Genomic DNA, 16,356 nt, shown 5'->3' with positions numbered 1-16,356 from the left:
AGTCATGAACGCGCTTTGCTCCAGGCGGTCTTATTGAGCAGGCGCCGGATTGGCATTGAGCTGCTGGCGCGCCTTCTCGGCGGCATCCTGCAATTGCTGCTGCAGCTTCTTCTGCTCGTCGACGATCGACTGGGGATCGAGCGGCTTGTTGTCGAGCGCCTTGGCAAAGCCCTCGGTGCCGAGCGGCAGTTGCACGCCTTGGTTGGGGGTCTTGAAGGCGATCGCCAGGGTCTTGGAACCGCGAAGAGCCTTGAGCTGGGCCTCGTCGATGGGCAGTTCGACCAGGCAACCTTCGGGAGAGCAGACGGCATATTTGCCGCTGGCGAAGGCGGTATTGTCGAGATAGAGGCCGACGCCAGGCTGGATGAGGGCGCCGACGGGCAGGACAAGGCGCAGGAGCTGCTTCTTGTCGGTGACGTTCTGCATGAGGATGGCGGTCATCATCGTCTGCCCCGTATCGGACCGCAGGTCACGACGGGTCAGGCAGATTTCCTTCTTGGCCTGGTCGGCCTGACACAGCTTCACCCAGTCAGGTTGGGAGCTGGAGATGGCGGGAGTGGTCGCGCCTTCCAGGCCGGGAACGGGCTCAGCGGCGGCCGCTGCTGCCGCGGGCGCGGCTGCTGCAGGCTTTTGCGCCGGCTTGGCTGCAGGTGCCTTCGGCTTCGTGGCGGGCGCGGCCGGCTTGGCAGGCGTTTCCTGTGCCAATGCGGGTGTCACCGCGAGGCTGAGCGCCGCAAGAGCTGCAGTCGCAAGGAGGCGGAACGACATCATGCAAAATCCTTGGGTCCTAAGTCCGCCGCCGCAACGCGCTGGGCTAGCGCGGGGTCGGCAACGCACCAATGAGGCTGAATGTCTCTCATCGCCGACGAAGGCACCGAGATGACGATTTCAGGAAAGGTCCATAAACGAAGCGGGCACTGGTTTCCAGCCTCGAAAACAACCTATGGCGACGGTGTCGCAGCTTGTGCATGACAAATTGAAGAAAACGTGACCAGCGCCGCTACATCTGGCATTCGAGTTGCGAAAATCGCAGGAAGCAAACCGTCTTGCCTACTCTAGAGCAGCGATTCGCTTGCCGTACGCCAGCGCGCCTCAACGGCGCCCTCCCTCGCCCGCCAGTGACGCTTGTTCCTGTTCTTCCTTCGAGTGGCCAGGGGCTTCCTTGTCCGCCGAGCGCCAGACGATCAGGCAGAGGATCGCAACCGGCAAGCCGATCGTCGACGTCGCCGAAAAAAAGACGGAATAGCCGAACAGATCGACCATTTTCCCCGACATGCCTGCCAGCAACTTGCCTGGCAGGGCGTAAAGCGAACTCAGGAGGGCATACTGGCTGGCGGCATAGGCGGGCGACGTCAGCGAGGACATGTAGGCCATCAGCGCCGTTCCCGCGAAGCCGCCTGCAAAGCTCTCGACGCTCACCGCCAAAGCCAGATAGCTCGAATCCGCTCCCTTGGCTGCCAAAAGAGCCATACTCAAATGTGAGGTGGCGGCGGCAATGCCTCCAAAAAGCAGCGAGGGCATCAGGCCAAAGCGCCAGATGCAAAAGCCGCCCACAAAGGGAGCGGTCAGGCCGATGGCGAAGCCATAAATCTTCGAAATATTGGCTATTTCGGCTTTGGAGAAGCCAAGATCGATATAGAGCGGGTTGGACATCACGCCAGCCAGGAAGTCCGGCAGGCGATAAAGCGCGATGAGCAACATGATTGGCACGAGGATCCAACCGCGGCGTAAGAAGAGGTCGCTCAGCGCTTCCTTGTAAGCGGTCAGCCAATCTGGCCGGTTGGATGTGCTCTGCGGGCCGGGAGCCTTGTCATCCTCGAATACAGAAATGAGCTTGTCCGTGAGGGTTTCTTTCTCGACAGCTGGCGGATCGGGCGCAAACAAGGCAGCCATGATGCCGATGAGCATCAATGCGGCCATCGTGGCGTAAGCCGCCTGCCAGTCGAGATATTCAGCCAAATAAAGGGCGCCGGCTCCCGCGCACAATATGCCGATGCGATAGCCAAGCTGGGACACCGCCAGCATGATGCCCTGGCGGTCACGCGGGATGACGTTGATGCGCCAGCCGTCGATCACCACGTCCTGGCTGGCGGCAAAGAATGCGGTGACGGTTGTCCAGAATATCGTCATTCCCAGCGAGCTTGCCGGATTGCTGCTGGCGAGACCGAACAGGCCCAGGATGATGCCCATCTGCGTGATCAGCAGCCAGCCGCGCCACCGGCCGACCATCCGTCCCAGCACGGGCGGGTCGAACCGCTCCAGCAAGGGAGCCCAGAGGAATTTGATGCTGTAGAACAGCGTCGCGTAAAACATCAGGCCAATGTCGGTACGTGTGATCCCGACCTCACGCAGCCTGGCCGATTGTGTCGAGAACACCAGCAGGAAGGGCAAGCCCGAGCTGAAGCCGAGCAAAAGCATGAAAGCGAGGCGCTTGTCGGCGGCGATGTCGCGCAGAAGCGTGAGGAGTTTTTGACCGGGAATCATGTCCACGATTATGGAGCGCCGGGCCGGACAGACCAAATGCTTTGATGACGGATGTTTCCGCGTGCATGGGCTTTCGGAATGGGCATCTGCTCAAAGTGTGGATGGTGCTCGCAGGTGGGACGACCGGGGCTGTCAAACCGGCTATGGCTTTGCCGTCATCCAGGGTTAGACTCACCTGGATCTGATTCGTGCCCTGTGAATACCCCCCTGAGGCCCCATGACGTCAGACATCACGCCCAGGATTGCCCTCGCCCCCCCTACCCTCGACCAGATGCTGCGTCTCAGCGCTCAGCGAGCCGGCGATATGCTGGCCCTGATCGACGCGCCCGACCGCCCCCTCTGGGCCGATGGCGCACCGCGCAGACTGACCTGGAACCAGGTCGATGCTGCCGTCTCCGCGGTCGCCGGCCGCTTTTTCGAAATGGGGTTGCCCAGCGAGGCGCTGGTCTGCGTGCAGGGGCTCAACGTGACGGATACGTTGATCGCACTGCTCGGCTGTATCCGGGCGGGCCTCGTGGCGGTAATCGTTCCGATCGATTTTTCGCCGGCTGAAATCGTCGGCGTCGCCGAGAGGCTGAACGCCAAGGCGATCCTCGCGGCGCGGCGCATGGGCGATGTCCAATCCTTGCGGCCACTGCGTCACCTCGTCGACGAATCCATCGCCGATATTCGTTTCATCGGGGCTTTCGGGGCGGATTTGCCGGGAGGGACCGTCTCTTTCGAGGACTGCATCGGCTATCCCCGCACGGGCGTGATCACCCGCCTGTCGCGGCGCGAGCGCCCTGAGGAAAACCTGGCGATCATGACGATCGACCGGGGCGCGGACGGGGACTTCGCCGTCGCCCGCACGCATCGTGAATGGCATGCGGCCGCTTCGGTGCTGGTAGCGGAACTCGGTCTGTCGCGAACCTCGCGTCTGCTTTGTCCGATGGCTCCGTCGGGCCTCGCGGGGCTTGCGGGTGGCTTGGTGACATGGCTCAGCACCGGCTGCCAGCTCATTCTGCACCAAGCTTTCGACGCGACGGTCTTTGCCGTCCAGATGACGATGCACGGCGTTACCCATGCTCTGTTGCCCGACGCGGTCCTGCGTGCGGGCCTCTCCGACGGTTTGTTCGACAGCCGCAAGCTCGAAAAGGTCGCCGGCCTCGCGCGGGCGCCGCATACTGCCATCGTGCCAGTAGATGCCCCCTGCCCGGTTCCCCATTTTGCCGTGCTCGGCGAGATCGGCATCGTGCCGATGCGCGCGCTGAATGACGGCGGGTTTGGACTCGCGGTAACGGTTGCGGGTCAGGAGGATACTGCCTTGCCGCTCGTCGAGGTCAGCGTCGAGGAGAGCGGTTATCTGGCCTTGCGTGGCCAGCAGGTGCCGGGTGTCGGTTTCGACGTCAGCGAGCGGGAGGCCTCCTATCCCCTCGGAGCGGAGGGTTGGGTGTCGACCTCCTACCCCGCTTCCGGATCCGTGGATCGAGGCGTTGGTCTCCTTGAGGTGACGGGTGCACGCTATGGCAAGCCCATGAGCATGGACGAACCGGCTCAGGCCCACGATCGCGGGCAGAGTATCGACCCGGCAAAGCTCAGCCGCCCTCTCGCGGGAGCCGCTTGACTTCAGGCGGCATGAAGCCTTTTCGCTCCAATGCCTTTTACTTACAGGAGAAACGCCGACTTTTGTCATGCCTGGGTTTGACCCGGGCATCCGGCGTCTCGGAGGGGGAACCTGAATTGCCGGATTAAGCCCGGCAATGACAAAGGTCGTGCAACCTACGGAAGGTGCTTGAGTAAACCGCGTTGCGATCTGCCTCGCTCACCAGACGCGGCCGCGCGCGGCGACGGGCTCGGGACCGATGAGGGCATCGCCGCGACAGAGGAAGACGAAATCCAGCATATTGGCGACCACACAGGCGTGATTGGGCACGATGCGCACGCGGTCGCCCACTGAAAGGGCGATCGGCTGCTCGCTGATCAACCGGCCATGCTCTTCCGAGAGCTGGTCGATCGCGATGTCCGGCCGGCCGAGGACATGACCATGCCCGGTCAAGCCGAGCAGATCGGAGGTCAGGACTTTCGAACCGGCATCGATAATGGCCCTATGCGGGTCGGGCACCGACACCACTGTGGCGACCACGTTGAGGGCACAGTCATCGAAGCCGCAGACGCCACGGGCGACAAGGGAACGGTCATTATAGACGTAGGTCCCCGGCCGGTATTCGGTGATGATGGAGGCCTCATGCGCCCGCCACATGTCGGGAGATCCGCCGCTTGTGATTGTTTCGACTGGAATTCCAAAAGCTTCAATCAAGGATTTCGCTCTTTGCATGAAATCCTGTACGGCCTCTGTTCCGCCGACCGGCGGATAGGTCATCAGGCCGCCGAAATGCAGCTCGGATGACGCCGCGATACGGTTTGCCAGTTCAGTAGCCGCTTCCGGCGTTGGAACACCGCAGCGCCGGGCTCCGGTATCGCACTCGACCAGCACGGTCAGCTTGCGCCCGGTTCCCTTCATGGCTGCCGCCAATTCATCGACGACAACGGCGCTGTCAGCCACGACGCTGAGACGGATGCGCTCCGAAAGTGCCCGCAGGCGCTCGCGCTTGGCCTCCCCAACAAGATTATAAGTGATCAGCACATCGTCGAGGCCGGTGCCGTCGGTCATCGCATCGGCCTCCGACAGTTTCTGGCAGGTAATGCCGACCGCGCCCTGCTCGACCTGGAAGCGGGCCAGGCGCGGCAGTTTATGCGTCTTGATATGCGGCCGCAGCCTGAGGCCGTGTTCGTCGCAATAGGCCTGGAGCCGCACGATGTTGCGTTCGGCGATGTCGAGATCAATCTGGACGAAGGGAGTTTCGACGGAAGAGAGGGAGGAACTTGCCATCATTGTATCCGATCAGGCGGCTTTCTTCATCTCGGCGATGCGAGCGAGGTTCTTGAGAATGACGGCCGTACCCTTGAGCCGATCGATGGGCTTGTCGAAATCGCGCTGGAAGACGACGCGCATGTCCGGGCGGACCTTGGCGAAAGAGCCCTGCTCGGCAATGTAGCGCACCAGCCCGTCGGGGTTGGCGAAGGCATTGTCGCGGAAGGAGACCACCACGCCTTTCGGGCCGGCGTCGACCTTCTCGACATTGGCGCGCCGGCACAGGGCCTTGATCGACATCAGCTTGAGGAGCTGGTCGACCTCATCAGGCCGCTCGCCGAAGCGATCGGTCAGTTCGGCGCCGAACGCGTCGATCTCGGCGTCGATATCCAGGGAGGACAGGCGGCGATAGAGGCTGAGGCGCAATGTCAGGTCCGGGACATAATCCTCGGGGATCATCACCGGCGTACCGATGGTAATCTGTGGTGACCATTGTTCCTCGACCTCGGTCTCGACGCCACCGTCCTTGAGGGCCGCGACGGCCTCTTCCAGCATCTGCTGGTAAAGCTCGTAACCGACTTCCTTGATGTGGCCGGACTGTTCGTCGCCCAGCAGATTGCCGGCTCCACGAATGTCGAGATCATGCGAGGCGAGCTGGAAGCCCGCTCCCAACGTATCCAGCGATTGCAGCACCTTGAGCCGGCGCTCGGCGCCGGGCGTGATGGTGCGGTTAGCCGGCAGGGTGAACAGGGCATAGGCCCTGGTCTTGGAGCGCCCCACGCGCCCCCGCAGCTGGTAGAGCTGGGCCAGGCCGAACATGTCGGCCCGCCAAACGATCAGCGTGTTGGCGGTGGGAATGTCGAGGCCTGATTCAACGATCGTCGTCGAGAGCAGGATGTCGTATTTGCCTTCGTAGAAGGCCGTCATCACGTCTTCGAGCTGGCCGGCAGCCATCTGGCCGTGGCCGATGGCGACCTTGGCCTCCGGCGCATATTCGTCGAGGAAGGCCTTGGCGTCGGCAATGTCCTCGATGCGAGGCACGACGAAGAAGCTCTGGCCGCCGCGATAGCGTTCGCGCATCAGCGCTTCGCGCAGCACCACGGCATCGAAAGGCGTGACGAAGGTACGCACGGCCAGGCGATCGACGGGCGGCGTGGCGATGATCGACAATTCACGCACGCCCGTCAGTGCGAGCTGCAGCGTGCGCGGGATCGGCGTCGCCGACAGAGTCAAGACATGCACCTCGGAGCGCAATTGCTTGAGGCGCTCCTTGTGGGCCACGCCAAAATGCTGCTCCTCATCGATGATCAGCAGGCCGAGATCCCGGAAGGCGATGGTCTTGGCCAGCAATGCATGCGTGCCGACCACGATGTCGACATCGCCCGAGACCAGGCCCGCCTTGATCTTGCGGGCTTCATCCGCCGGGACGAAGCGCGAGAGCTGCGCCACCTTGACGGGTAGCCCCTTGAACCGGTCGGCGAAGGTCTTGGTATGCTGGCGGGCGAGCAGCGTGGTGGGGACCACGACGGCGACTTGCCGGCCCGTCATCGCACAGGCGAAGGCGGCGCGCAGAGCCACTTCCGTCTTGCCGAAGCCGACGTCGCCGCAAACCAGGCGATCCATCGGGCGGCCGGATGCCAGATCCTCGAGCACGGAGTCGATGGCGAATTGCTGGTCCTCGGTTTCGCTATAGGGGAAGCGCGCGGCGAATTCGTCATAGATGCCCTGGGCCGGCACCAGCTTGGGCGCCTCGCGCAACGCGCGTGCCGCAGCGATCTTGATCAGCTCACCCGCCATTTCGCGGATGCGCTTCTTCATGCGCGCCTTGCGTTCCTGCCAGCCGCGCCCACCGAGCTTGTCGAGCTGCGCTTCGGCGTCTTCCGAGCCATAGCGCGACAGCAGCTCCAGATTCTCCACTGGCAGGAACAGCTTGTCGCCGCCCGCATAGTGAATTTCCAGGCAATCATGCGGTGCACCCGCGGCAGTCACCGCCTGCAGGCCGACGAAGCGCCCGATGCCGTGCTCGACATGCACGACGATATCGCCGGGCGACAAGGTACCAATCTCGGTGAGAAAGTTCTGCGCGCGCTTGCGCTTGCCCGCACGGCGCACCAGTCGGTCGCCGAGAACGTCCTGTTCCGAGATGATGGCGAAGTCGGCTGTCTCGAAGCCTGTTTCGAGCGGCAGCACACCGAGCGCAATCTCGCCTTTTGGCAGTGCCAAGGCGCGAGCAAAGTTGGGGATGGGCTTGGCCTGGGTGAGGCCGTGATCGGCGAGCACGGCACCGAGCCTCTCGCGTGAGCCGTCGGTCCAGCCTGCCACGATCACCCGTTGCCCTGCGGCCTGCAGAGTGCGGATGTGACGGACCACGGCATCGAAGACGTTGGCGTCCTCGGCGGCGCGTTCAGCCGCAAAATTATGGCCCTGACGACCACCGCAATCGATGATTTCCCGACCGGGCGCGGGGGGAGACGAGAATGGCGTCATGCGCGCCAGGGACGACTCGTCCAGCCGGCGGCGCCACTCCTCGGGCGCGATGTAGAGCCGGTCCGGCGGCAGCGGCTTGTAGGGCACGGTCTCGCCAGGCTTGCCCAGTACCTCGCGGCGGGCATCGTAATAATCCTTGATCTGCGCCAATCTTTCGCCGGCGGCATCCTCGGCCAGGGCATCGAGAGCGACAGGAACCTCGGGCAGATAATCGAAAAGCGTGTCGAGCTTGCCGTGAAACAGCGGCAGCCAGTGTTCCAGGCCGACATAGCGCCGGCCTTCGGAGATCGCCTCATAGAGTGGATCGCCGCGTGTCTGGGCACCAAATTCGGCAAGATAGGCCTGGCGGAAGCGCTTGATCGTCTCGGTGGTAAGCTGGACTTCGCTCATCGGCACGAGGTCGAGCATGCGCAGTTGCGTCTGGGAGCGCTGCGTCTCGACATCGAAGCTGCGGATGGATTCGAGCGTATCGCCGAAGAAGTCGAGACGCACCGGGATGGCCAAGCCTGGCGGGTAGAGGTCGAGAATGCCGCCTCGCACGGCATATTCGCCGGTCTCGCGTACAGTGGAGGAACGCAGATAGCCGTTGTGCTCAAGCCATGCTGACAGCCGGTCCATATTGACGGCATTGCCGGGCGCGGCAGAGAGCGATTGGGCGGCGATGAGATCGCGGGACGGCACGCGCTGCAACACGGCATTGACGGTGGTGAGCACGATACGAGGCCGGTCTCCGCCCCGTGTGGTCGCCAATCGCGACAGCGCGGTCATGCGCCGGGCAATGACGGCGGCATTGGGAGAGACCCGGTCATAGGGTTGGCAGTCCCATGCGGGAAAGCTGATGACGTCGATCTCGGGCGCGTAGAACTGAAGGGCCGCTTCCAAAGTGGCCGAGCGGCCGCCGTCGCGTGCGATATGCAGGATGGCGGCCGGTCGCTCGCGGGCCTGTGCAACCAGTGTGCGCGCGAGGTCGGCCAGGACGAGCCCGTCCTGCCCATCAGCACAGTTGGAGAAGACGAGTTGGCCGCCGGGGCGGCTCAGAACCCCAGCGAGTCGATCCGCGGCTTTCATGCAAACATCGGTTTCATGGTGAAATGGTAATCGCGCAACCGCCGGAACACAGGCGTATCGAATTCGGTCGGCACGGGCTCAGCGCTCCTGATCCAGGCGTAGAGCTCGTGATCGGGGGCATCGATGAGCGTTTCGAAGTCACCGACCTCGTCCTCGGACAGCTCGACGATGATGGTATCGCAGAAGCTGCCCATGATGAGGTCCATCTCGCGAAAGCCGCGATGCCAGGCCCGGTAGACGATCCGTCTCCGACGCGGGTCAAGTTCCTCAGAAGTACGTATCGTTCCGGACATGTTCCAGTTCCTGTTGGCACGCTGTATAGAGAGTCCGAAGGCCTGTGGGAACCATGGAAGATCGAAATATCATCCGTGCGGTCAAATCCCAGAGGGGGGAATGGAAGGTGACCGAGAGCCACCATGCCGATCGGATTGAAACGCGCCTATGATCCGCCCGCTTCCGAGGATGGTCTGCGCATCCTGGTCGATCGCCTGTGGCCGCGCGGCCTATCCAGGCAGGAGGCGCATATCGACATCTGGGCCAAGGACGTGGCGCCGAGCCCGGCACTCCGAAAATGGTTCGGTCACGATTCGGCGAAATGGCGGGAATTTCAGGCCCTCTACGAGAGCGAGCTCGCGCACAACAGTGAGGCCGTCATCGCACTCCGGCGCATGATCGGCGACAAGGTCGCGACCCTCGTCTACGCGGCCAGGGATGTCGAACACACGCATGCGATCGTCACCAAAAGGGTCCTGGAGTGCATCACCTTTTGAGTGGGAGGCGCAGGTTGGAACGCGGACTTCGAGTCCGCTCTTCCTTCTTCCGCGAACGCTGCGGTTCCAAGAGCGGACTGGAAGTCCGCGCTCCGAATAAGATCCACTCTTTCGAACGGCTGAAGCTTGCCTCCTGCTTTCCATCCGGCCAAAAGAACCGGTGAGGCCTTCATGCGTCCGGCGATTCTGACACCCTTGTTCGCTTCCGTCTCATCCCTGCCAGGGGTCGGGCCGAAGCTTGTGAAGCTGCTCACCCGTCTCCTCGGAGGTGCGGAGCCGGTGGGCGCGCGGGTGGTGGATGCCTTGTTTCACCTGCCGGCCAGCGTCCTCGACCGCCGCCGCCGTCCCAAATTGGTGGATGCGCCGATCGGCGAATTGGTGATGGTCGAGATTATGGTGGAACGCCACCGGCCCAGTGGGGGCAAGGGCCCCTATCGGGTTTATGTCCAGGACGACACCGGGGATCTCACGCTCATCTTCTTCGCCGCTCAGACGAGCTGGATCGAGCACGCTCTGCCCGTTGGCGAGCGGCGCTGGCTCAGCGGTAAGATCGAGCTGTTCGATGGCATGCGCCAGATGGTGCATCCCGATCGGATCGTCGATGAGGAAGGACTCAAATCCCTGCCTCTGGTCGAGCCGGTTTATCCGCTGACCGAAGGGCTCTATCCGCGCCAGATCCAGAAGGTGACGCAGGAAGCCCTGGCCCGAACCGCCGAACTCGCCGAGTGGCAGGACCCGGCCTGGCTCAAGGCGCAGCGCTGGCCGGGATTTCGCGAGGCCTTGGCCGCTCTGCATTCGCCGGAGACACCGCAGGCGGTCGCACCAGATTCCGCTTCCCGATTGAGGCTGGCCTATGATGAACTCCTGGCCTCGCAACTCGCACTCGCCATGGTGCGTACGCACAACAAGGCATTGCCGGGGCTCGCCGTCACCGGGACTGGAATGATCGCGGCTCGGATCGAGGCTGCCCTGCCCTTCAAGCTGACGGCGAGCCAGGTTACGGCACTGGCCGATATCCGGGCCGACATGGCGGCCCCGACCCGCATGCTGCGACTGCTGCAGGGTGATGTCGGTTCCGGCAAGACGGTGGTCGCCCTGCTTGCCATGGCGACCATGGTGGAAGGAGGGCGGCAGGCGGCCTTGATGGCGCCGACTGAAATCCTCGCTCGCCAGCACCTGGCCACCATCCAGCCCCTTGCCGAGGCCGCCGGTTTGCGCATTGGCCTGATCACCGGGCGCGACAAGGCGCGCGAACGTGCGCGCATGCAGGCTGCGTTGAAGGAAGGCAGCATCGACATCGTGGTGGGGACGCATGCGCTGTTCCAGGAGGACGTCGAGTTTCGGGATCTCGGCCTTGCCATCGTCGACGAGCAGCATCGCTTCGGCGTACATCAGCGCCTGGCCTTGAGCCGCAAGAATACTGGTGTCGATGTGCTGGTGATGACGGCGACCCCGATCCCACGCAGCCTGGTGCTGACCTATTTCGGTGACATGGACTCCTCTCAGCTCCGCGAGAAGCCGGCCGGACGCAAACCGGTGGATACCCGCCTGATCTCGCTCGAACGGCTCGACGAGGTGGTTGATGGCTTGGGGCGCTTGTTGCAGACCGGCGCGCGGGCATATTGGGTCTGTCCTCTGATCGCCGAATCCGAGACTTTGGATGTCGCAGCGGCCGAAGATCGCTTCGCCCATCTTGCCTCCCTCTTCGGCGACAAGGTCGGTCTGCTCCACGGGCAGATGAAAGGCACGGCCAAGGACGAGGTGATGGCCCGGTTCGTGTCGGGCGATCTGCGTGTCCTGGTTTCGACCACGGTGATCGAGGTCGGCGTCAATGTGCCGGAGGCCACGGTGATGGTGGTCGAGCATGCCGAGCGCTTCGGCCTGGCTCAACTCCACCAGCTTCGCGGACGTATCGGGCGCGGCTCAGACAAGTCGACCTGTCTCCTGCTCTACAGGGGGCCGCTTGGCGAGGTCTCCCGCAAGCGACTCGAGATCATGCGCGAGACCGAGGATGGTTTCCGCATCGCCGAAGAGGACCTGAAATTGCGTGGCGAAGGCGACGTGCTCGGCACGCGTCAGTCCGGCATGCCGGGGTTCAGGGTCGCCGATCTCGACAGCCACCGTCATTTGCTCGCTCCCGCCAATGACGATGCCAGGCTGGTGCTTGCCCGCGATCCCGAACTCGTCTCGCCACGCGGCGAGGCTCTGCGCACCCTGCTCTATCTGTTCGAACGCGATGAAGCTGTGCGTCTGCTACGTTCGGGATAGCGTAAGGGAAGCTGGCATGTAATCTGCCGGGATGTTCCAGTCTTCATGCAGGGGATATCGCAATGACCTCAGGTGCTCACCCGTCCAATTTCGCAGAGGCTCAGGCCAGGACGCAGGCGAGCTATGACGAACTGCCTTATGTCTCCAATGCCTTTCCGCAGACGCATCCGGCAAGACTTGCGGCTGTGGCGCGGCTGTTCGGCCTTGAAATGCCGAACCTCGACAGAATGCGCGTGCTCGAGATCGGTTGTGCCAGTGGCGGCAATCTCATCCCCCTAGCCGCCGCCTATCCCGAAGGCCGCTTTCTGGGCGTAGACCTTTCCGGCATCCAGATCGCCGATGGCCTCAAGCGTATCGAGGCGCTCGGCTTGACCAATATCGAGCTGCGTCAACAGGATATCGCCTTCTTCGAAGGCCCCGATCACCGCTTCGACTTCATCGTCTGCCACGGCGTGTATTCCTGGGTGCCGGAGCCCGTGCGCCATGCGATCCTCGATATCTGTTCCAAATATCTCGAATTCCAGGGCATTGCCTATGTCAGCTTCAACGTGCTGCCGGGCTGGCGGCCCAAGCAGATCCTGCGCGATGCCTTGATGGCCCATGTCGGCCAGGCCAGCAATTTGCGTGAACGCATCGCCAAGGCGCGGGAGTTCATGGGCTTCCTGGCGGAGCATGCGCCACCCGGCCCCTATGGCGCCGCGGTCAAGGAAGGCGTCGCGCAGTTGCAGAAGGTGCCGGACGATTATCTGGCCCATGAGTTCCTGGAACTCGACAATGCCCCCTGCTCTTTCCATGATTTCATGTATGCGGCCGGCCAGCATCAACTCGCCTATCTCGGCGAGGCCGACCTGCACATGATGGTGCCCGAGAATTTCGGGCCGGAGGCTGCCAAGGCCCTGCGGATGCTGGGTGGCAACACCCTGCTCTCGACCGAGAATTATATCGACGTGGTGACAGGGCGGACCTTCCGGCAGACCCTGTTGATCCCGCCGGCCCGGGCGGCAGCGACAAAGCGGAATATCGACCCGCAGCGGATCGAGGACCTGCATCTGTTGGCCGATATTACGCAAGTTCCCTCGAGCGAAGCGGACATGCCCTATTGCTTCGAGAACCGCGGAGGTCGGCAGATCCGCACGCGGGTCGAGGCGGTTCGCAAGGCTTTCGAACGGGTCGCGGCCCGAAAGCCGGCGACCTCGAACTTTCACCAGCTTATCGCGGAGATCGAAACTTCGGATAAGAAGAAACTCACCCAAGAGGAGCGGAATGAGATCCGCGGCGCCTTGCTGCAAGGCGTTCTTTCCGGGTTGATCGTCGCATCTACCATGGCGGTTGATATCGGCGCCGCGGATGGAGACCGCCCCAAGGCGACCGTCCTTGCTCGCAAGGATGCTGCCAGCGGCCGCACGCGCACCGTCAACCGGCGTCATGAGAATTTCGATCTCGGCGTGGTGGCCCAGCATATCCTGCCCGTGATGGACGGCTCGCGGACCCGTGCCGAACTGCTCGCTCATCTCAAGGCCAAAGCCGGTGAGGATGCCCTGCACTTCCAACGCAATGGTCAGCGCGTCACCGACGAAGCCGACATCGCGGCCTGCGCCCAGGAACATCTCGCCGCCACACTCGGGATAGCTTGGAACAACGCATTGCTCGAGCCGTAAACCCCTCGAAGGGGCCAGCAGCGGCGAGCCTTTTTCAGTTCGGCCGCAGGTCCTCGGGAACCGGCAATTGTTCGGGCTGGATCAGGCCGGCCGAGATCACCAGCTTGGTGGCCTGCTCGACGCTGATCGGCAATTCGATCACCTTTGATTTCGGCAGCAGGAAGAAGAAGCCTGTCGTCGGGTTGGGCGCACAGGGCATGAAGACGGAAACCCAGGCTCCGTCGTTGCCGCCCGGCAGCCTGGCCTCGACCACGGGGCTCGGCTCAGAGGAGATGAAGACGATCGACCAGGCGCCCTGCGGGAATTCCACCAGTCCAACCTTTCGGAAGGATGTGCCCGATTGGGAAAAGATGGTCGAAAATACCTGTTTCAGGGCTTTGTAGATGCCGCGTACCACTGGGGTGCGGTCGAGGATCTTCTCGCCGAGACGCACCAAGGTGCGGCCGACCAGATTAGCGGTGAAGAAGCCGATCAGGGTGAGGCCGATGACCGCGACGACCAGGCCGAAGCCCGGGATCTGAAAAGGGAGATAGGTCTCGGGCAGGTAACGCGCGGGAATGAATGGCTTGACCCAGCCATCGACCCACTGAATGAAGGTCCAAATCAGGTAGAGCGTGATCGCAACCGGCCCGGTGACCACCAGGCCGGTGAGGAAATAGCTGTGCAAGCCGCCAAATCTACTGGCCCGCTGAGGCGGACCGGCAGGCATTACCGTGTGGGGAGGCGTATCTCGTACCATGTCACGCTTCTATAGCGTTTTGCGATTTGGTGGAATCACCAAGAATCGCAAAGACGCGTTCGAACAAAGAGCTGGAGCAAAAGAGCGCCATCGCCTCAACGCGCTTTGCTCTAGCACGCCCTCATCACCGCCTGTCGATGCAAATTTGTGCAATCGGTCCAATCAGGCGGTGCCCGTGAGCATTCCTACTCGACGGTAACGCTCTTGGCCAGATTGCGTGGCTGGTCGACGTCGGTGCCGATGATCACAGCGGTGTGATAGGCGAGCAGCTGGATCGGAATGGAATAGACCAGCGGCGTCACGATCGCCGGCATCGAAGGCAGGATGATCGTCTTCAGCGTCGCCATGGCAGCCGCCGCTGCCCCAGCTTCATCGGTTATCAGGATGATGCGGCCGCCCCGTGCGGCAACCTCCTGCATGTTCGAGACGGTCTTTTCGAAGATCGCGTCGAAAGGCGCGATCACCACCACGGGCATGGTCTCGTCGATCAGGGCGATTGGGCCATGCTTCAGCTCGCCTGCAGCATAACCTTCTGCGTGTATGTAGCTGATTTCCTTGAGTTTCAGTGCGCCTTCAAGGGAAAGAGGGAAGCTGGTGCCACGACCGAGATAGAGTACGTCCTTGGCCTTGGCGAGGTCCCTGGAGAAAGTCTCGATTTCGTGCTCGAGCCGCAGCGCCTCAGCCATCAGGCGCGGCGCCTCGATCAGGGCATGGACGAGCTCGCTTTCTTCCTCTGCGGACAGGGCGCCGCGCGCCTTGCCGGCGCCGATGGCAAGGCCCGCCAAGGCAGCGAGCTGGCAGGTGAAGGCCTTGGTGGAAGCGACGCCGATCTCCGGACCCGCCAAGGTGCGGACCATTACCGAGGCTTCCCGAGCGATGGTCGAGGTTGGCACGTTGACGACGGCGAGCGTGTGCTGGCCCTGCTCCTTGCAATAGCGCAGCGCCGCGAGCGTATCGGCCGTCTCACCCGATTGAGATACGAAGATCGAAAGACCTCCCTTGTCGAGCGGGGCTTCGCGGTAGCGGAACTCGGAGGCTATATCGACTTCGACCGGCAGCCGCGCATAACGTTCGAACCAATATTTGGCGATCATGCCAGCGAAGGACGCCGTGCCGCAGGCCGAGATGGTGATGCGGTTGAGGTCCTTCCAGTCGAAAGGCAGATCTTCGGGCAGCCGGATGGTCTCGCCGACCATGTCGATGAAGGAGGTCAGCGTATGGGATACGACTTCCGGTTGCTCGTGGATCTCCTTGGCCATGAAATGCCGGTGATTGCCCTTGTCGACGATGGTGGCGGACGCTTGCGATTTCTGGATCGGACGGTGCACGCGCTTGAAGGTGGCATCGTAGATGGTTGCCGAACCACGCGTCAGGGCGACGCTGTCGCCGTCTTCGAGATAGGCGATGGTGTTGGTGAAGGGAGCCAGCGCGATGGCGTCCGAGCCGAGGAACATTTCGCCCTCACCATAGCCGATCGCCAGCGGCGACCCCAGCCGCGCACCGATGATGAGATCGTCGTGGCCAGCGAAGAGGAAGCCCAGTGAGAATGCCCCGCGAAGGCGCCGCAGGCTGGCATGCACTGCCTCGATCGGTGGCAGGCCGCGATCGAGCTCGCGGTTGACGAGATGGGCGATAACCTCCGTATCGGTCTCGCTCTGGAAGCGCGCGCCTTCGGCGCTCAGTTCTTCGCGCAGCTCGCGAAAGTTCTCGATGATGCCGTTATGGACCACCGCGACTCGGGCGGTGGCATGCGGATGGGCGTTCTCTTCAGTCGGCCTGCCATGGGTCGCCCACCGCGTATGGCCGATGCCGATGACACCAGCGAGCGGATTTCGATCGAGCTTGCTTTCCAGATTGCGCAGCTTGCCCTCGGCCCGGCAGCGCGTGATGGCTCCCTCCTCCAGCGTCGCGATGCCGGCGGAGTCGTAGCCGCGATATTCCAAGCGTCGCAGCGCATCCACCAGGGGCAGCGCAACCGCTTCCTTACCCAGAATACCGACAATACCGCACATACGCCTTACCCTTCATCGA

The 16,356-nt window shown here is 62.8% G+C and carries 11 protein-coding genes; 4 read left to right on the top strand and 7 right to left on the bottom strand.

Going from position 1 to position 16,356, the window contains the following annotated elements; all coding sequences use genetic code 11:
- Positions 1–30 precede the first annotated feature (30 nt).
- Together ACZYTC_RS09110 and ACZYTC_RS09105 are read right to left on the bottom strand one after the other, a co-directional pair.
- Positions 31–771, bottom strand: coding sequence for an invasion associated locus B family protein (locus ACZYTC_RS09110; RefSeq protein ID WP_434956392.1), 741 nt, complete (start codon positions 769–771; stop codon positions 31–33).
- Between the two features lie 321 nt (positions 772–1,092).
- Entirely contained in the window at positions 1,093–2,484 is a 1,392-nt protein-coding gene (locus ACZYTC_RS09105; RefSeq protein WP_481272172.1) for an AmpG family muropeptide MFS transporter, read from the bottom strand.
- Between the two features lie 217 nt (positions 2,485–2,701).
- Here ACZYTC_RS09105 and ACZYTC_RS09100 point away from each other — a divergent pair, with 217 nt between their 5' ends.
- On the top strand, positions 2,702–4,087 hold the full coding sequence (locus ACZYTC_RS09100; RefSeq protein ID WP_488989374.1) for an AMP-binding protein: 1,386 nt from the start codon (positions 2,702–2,704) through the stop codon (positions 4,085–4,087).
- 198 nt (positions 4,088–4,285) lie between these two features.
- On the opposite strand, the gene ACZYTC_RS09095 is transcribed toward ACZYTC_RS09100, so the two are convergent.
- From ACZYTC_RS09095 to ACZYTC_RS09085, 3 genes are read right to left on the bottom strand one after another with little or no spacing between them, the layout of a single operon-like run.
- Positions 4,286–5,353 carry a D-TA family PLP-dependent enzyme gene (locus ACZYTC_RS09095; RefSeq protein WP_488989373.1) on the bottom strand — a complete coding sequence of 356 codons (1,068 nt, stop codon included), beginning with the start codon at positions 5,351–5,353 and terminating at the stop codon, positions 4,286–4,288.
- A 12-nt stretch (positions 5,354–5,365) separates the two neighbouring features.
- Positions 5,366–8,890, bottom strand: coding sequence for a transcription-repair coupling factor (gene mfd / locus ACZYTC_RS09090; protein WP_454813923.1), 3,525 nt, complete (start codon positions 8,888–8,890; stop codon positions 5,366–5,368).
- On the bottom strand, positions 8,887–9,183 hold the full coding sequence (locus ACZYTC_RS09085) for an FAD assembly factor SdhE (protein ID WP_434956397.1): 297 nt from the start codon (positions 9,181–9,183) through the stop codon (positions 8,887–8,889). The genes mfd and ACZYTC_RS09085 overlap by 4 nt, the downstream gene beginning before the upstream one ends.
- Before the next feature lie 123 nt (positions 9,184–9,306).
- Between ACZYTC_RS09085 and ACZYTC_RS09080 the strand changes: the two genes are divergently transcribed.
- The 3 genes from ACZYTC_RS09080 to ACZYTC_RS09070 all read left to right on the top strand — a co-directional run bounded on the left by ACZYTC_RS09080 (position 9,307) and on the right by ACZYTC_RS09070 (position 13,586).
- Entirely contained in the window at positions 9,307–9,660 is a 354-nt protein-coding gene (locus ACZYTC_RS09080; RefSeq protein ID WP_441772980.1) for a DUF488 domain-containing protein, read from the top strand.
- 171 nt (positions 9,661–9,831) lie between these two features.
- A complete protein-coding gene (gene recG, locus ACZYTC_RS09075; protein ID WP_488989372.1) occupies positions 9,832–11,928 on the top strand; it encodes an ATP-dependent DNA helicase RecG in 2,097 nt (698 codons plus the stop codon).
- A gap of 62 nt (positions 11,929–11,990) precedes the next feature.
- The gene (locus ACZYTC_RS09070; protein ID WP_488989371.1) at positions 11,991–13,586 is read left to right on the top strand and encodes a class I SAM-dependent methyltransferase; all 1,596 of its coding nucleotides are present in this window, start codon (positions 11,991–11,993) and stop codon (positions 13,584–13,586) included.
- A gap of 34 nt (positions 13,587–13,620) precedes the next feature.
- On the opposite strand, the gene ACZYTC_RS09065 is transcribed toward ACZYTC_RS09070, so the two are convergent.
- Together ACZYTC_RS09065 and glmS are read right to left on the bottom strand one after the other, a co-directional pair.
- Entirely contained in the window at positions 13,621–14,325 is a 705-nt protein-coding gene (locus tag ACZYTC_RS09065) for a DUF502 domain-containing protein (protein ID WP_434956401.1), read from the bottom strand.
- 185 nt (positions 14,326–14,510) lie between these two features.
- Positions 14,511–16,337, bottom strand: coding sequence for a glutamine--fructose-6-phosphate transaminase (isomerizing) (glmS, locus tag ACZYTC_RS09060; protein WP_434956402.1), 1,827 nt, complete (start codon positions 16,335–16,337; stop codon positions 14,511–14,513).
- Positions 16,338–16,356 lie beyond the last annotated feature (19 nt).

It is taken from the genome of Labrys sp. F242 (assembly GCF_057813875.1).
This window is presented reverse-complemented; position numbering and strand designations above follow the sequence as displayed.

Excerpts from the sequence above, each read along its gene's own strand:
- mfd (WP_454813923.1), bottom strand. The coding sequence starts at position 8,890 with ATGAAAGCCGCGGATCGACTCGCTGGGGTTCTGAGCCGCCCCGGCGGC.
- ACZYTC_RS09085 (WP_434956397.1), bottom strand. The coding sequence starts at position 9,183 with ATGTCCGGAACGATACGTACTTCTGAGGAACTTGACCCGCGTCGGAGA.
- ACZYTC_RS09095 (WP_488989373.1), bottom strand. The coding sequence starts at position 5,353 with ATGGCAAGTTCCTCCCTCTCTTCCGTCGAAACTCCCTTCGTCCAGATT.
- ACZYTC_RS09065 (WP_434956401.1), bottom strand. The coding sequence starts at position 14,325 with ATGGTACGAGATACGCCTCCCCACACGGTAATGCCTGCCGGTCCGCCT.
- ACZYTC_RS09080 (WP_441772980.1), top strand. The coding sequence starts at position 9,307 with ATGCCGATCGGATTGAAACGCGCCTATGATCCGCCCGCTTCCGAGGAT.
- glmS (WP_434956402.1), bottom strand. The coding sequence starts at position 16,337 with ATGTGCGGTATTGTCGGTATTCTGGGTAAGGAAGCGGTTGCGCTGCCC.
- ACZYTC_RS09105 (WP_481272172.1), bottom strand. The coding sequence starts at position 2,484 with ATGATTCCCGGTCAAAAACTCCTCACGCTTCTGCGCGACATCGCCGCC.
- ACZYTC_RS09070 (WP_488989371.1), top strand. The coding sequence starts at position 11,991 with ATGACCTCAGGTGCTCACCCGTCCAATTTCGCAGAGGCTCAGGCCAGG.
- ACZYTC_RS09100 (WP_488989374.1), top strand. The coding sequence starts at position 2,702 with ATGACGTCAGACATCACGCCCAGGATTGCCCTCGCCCCCCCTACCCTC.
- recG (WP_488989372.1), top strand. The coding sequence starts at position 9,832 with ATGCGTCCGGCGATTCTGACACCCTTGTTCGCTTCCGTCTCATCCCTG.
- ACZYTC_RS09110 (WP_434956392.1), bottom strand. The coding sequence starts at position 771 with ATGATGTCGTTCCGCCTCCTTGCGACTGCAGCTCTTGCGGCGCTCAGC.